2 protein-coding genes are annotated in these 2355 nt (G+C 70.4%); one reads left to right on the top strand and one right to left on the bottom strand.

Translation table 11 applies throughout. The features are described 5' to 3' along the window. Nucleotides 1–589: TetR/AcrR family transcriptional regulator (locus AOK17_RS24275; RefSeq protein WP_055614661.1), on the bottom strand; the 589-nt coding region annotated here is incomplete at its 3' end. 123 nt (nt 590–712) lie between these two features. Here AOK17_RS24275 and AOK17_RS24270 point away from each other — a divergent pair. Then, nucleotides 713–2314 (top strand): MFS transporter, encoded by a 1602-nt coding sequence (locus tag AOK17_RS24270; protein ID WP_079053252.1) that lies wholly within the window; start codon nt 713–715, stop codon nt 2312–2314. Nucleotides 2315–2355: the final 41 nt, after the last annotated feature.

Genomic DNA, 2355 nt, shown 5'->3' with positions numbered 1-2355 from the left:
CCACCCCCGCCGCGGTCGCCCCCGCGATCACCCGCCGCAGCCCCTCGGTGAGTTCCTCCGCACTGGCGGCGGTCTCGGGATCGAAGGTCCACTGCGCGATGAGGCCCATCATCAGGGTCATATAGAACTTGCCCAGCGTATCGACGTCCCTCTCCGGCACGTCCTCCTCCAGCCCGCCCATCAGCAGCGGGACGATGCCGCGTGCCCCTTCGCGCTGGGCCTTGACCAGGTGGTCGCGCACGCCCGGCACCTTGTCGCCCATGACCACGATCTCCATGCTGAGATGCCATACCGAACCGGGCCTCTGCATGGTCCCGATGACGTTCGACCACACCTCCTGGAACCGCTCCAGGGACCCCGGCTCGGTGTTCGCCGTGGCGCTCCCGCCCGCGTCGAAGTCGTCGGACAACCCCTCGACGATGGAGACGTACGCCTCCGCGAGCAGCGCGTCCTTCGACCCGTAGTGGTAGCCGATCGACGCCAGGTTCGTCCCCGACTCCTTGACGATGTCGCGGGCCGTCGTGCGCACGAAGCCCTTCTCCAGCAGGCAGCGCTTGGCGCCTTCGAGCAGATCCTCACGGTGTCCCATGCGGCTCAGCGTACCTCCGCGACAGACAAGCGTCCCAGACCGACGTATAAGACGAACGTATTGGACGACAGTTTTATACGTGCGTACTAGACAGGCGTTTAAGACGCCCGTACATTCCTCGGCATGACGAATCCCAGCGCGTCCAACCCGGTGCCCCCGCCCACTCCGCCCGGTTCGGGGACCTCCGGCACCCCGGGCGCCCCGGGCGCTCCCGCCCGTGCCGGACGCCGCGAATGGACCGCGCTCGGCGTCCTGATGCTGCCGCTGCTCCTGGTCTCCATGGATGTCTCGGTCCTCTACTTCGCGATCCCGCAGATCAGCGCGGACCTGGAGCCGACCGGCACCCAGCAGCTGTGGATCTTCGACATGTACGCGTTCGTGCTCGCCGGGCTGCTGATGACGATGGGCTCGCTCGGCGACCGCATCGGCCGTCGCAGGCTGCTCCTGGTCGGCGCCGCCGCCTTCGGCGCGGCCTCGCTGGTCGCGGCGTACGCCGACAGCGCCGAGACGCTGATCGCGGCCCGCGCGGTACTCGGCATCGGTGGCGCGACGCTGATGCCGTCCACGCTGGCGATCATCCGCACGCTCTTCACGGACCGGGCCCAGCGCTCCAAGGCGATCGGCCTGTGGTCCGGCGTGATGACGGCCGGCGTCGCACTCGGCTCGGTCATGAGCGGCGTCCTCGTGGAGCACTTCTGGTGGGGCTCGGTCTTCCTGGTGAACCTGCCCGCGATGGTGCTCCTGCTGATCCTCGGCCCGATCCTGCTCCCCGAGTCGAAGAACCCGGCGCCGGGCCGCTTCGACCTGCTGAGCGTGCCGCTGTCCCTGGCCGCCGTCCTGCCGGTGATCTACGGCCTCAAGGAGATCCCCTCGGAGGGCTGGAACGTCCGCTACGTCATGTCGGTGACCATCGGTCTCCTGTTCGCCGCGCTCTTCGTCCACCGCCAGCGCACGATCGAGTCGCCGATGATCCCGCCCTCGCTCTTCCGCGGTCGCGGCTTCGCACCCGCCGTCTCGCTGAACCTGCTGTCCTCGTTCGGGATGATGGGCTCGGCGCTCTTCACCACGCAGTACCTGCAGTCGGTGCTCGGCAAGAGCTCCATGGAGGCCGCGCTGTGGGGCCTGCTGCCCACCGTGCTGGTCGGCGTCGCCGCACCGGTCGCCGCGCAGCTGGTCCAGCGGGGAGTCAACCGGGCGTACGTCGTCTCCGGCGGCTTCGTCCTCGCGGCCTGCGGTTACGGGATGCTGACGGCCGCCGGTACGGACTCTCTGTGGCTGGTCCTCGCCGGGGCCGGAGTCATCGCCGCCGGGATCGTCACCGTGATGTCCCAGATGATGGACCTGGCGCTGGGCACCGTGCCGGTGGAGAGGGCGGGCACCGCGTCCTCGGTCCTGGAGACCGGAGCGGAGTTCGGCGGGGCGCTCGGCATGGCGCTGCTCGGCTCCATCGGCACCGCGGTGTACCGCCACGACATCCCGGACGCGGCTCCCGCCGCGGCCCACGAGACCCTCGGCGCGGCCCTCGCCGTGGCCCCGCAGCTGCCGGGCCGCGCGGGTGACGCCCTGGTGAGCGCGGCCCGCGAGGCCTTCACCAGCGGGATGCAGGCCGCTGCCGTCGCGGGCGCGCTGCTCCTACTCGGCGCGGCGGTACTGGCGGCGGTGAGCCTGCGCCAGGTCCGCGTCCGGGAGACGGAGTCCGCCGAGCCGGAAAAGGTCTGCGTCTGAACAACAGGGTCGCCCCCGCCGCCCCTACCCATTCCCGTCCC

Origin of the sequence: Streptomyces phaeochromogenes, from assembly GCF_001418655.1 — a bacterium.
In the GTDB taxonomy this organism is placed as follows: Bacteria; Actinomycetota; Actinomycetes; order Streptomycetales; family Streptomycetaceae; genus Streptomyces; species Streptomyces phaeochromogenes.
Note: the sequence above shows the minus strand (reverse complement) of the source record. Positions and strands in the feature narration are given on the sequence as shown.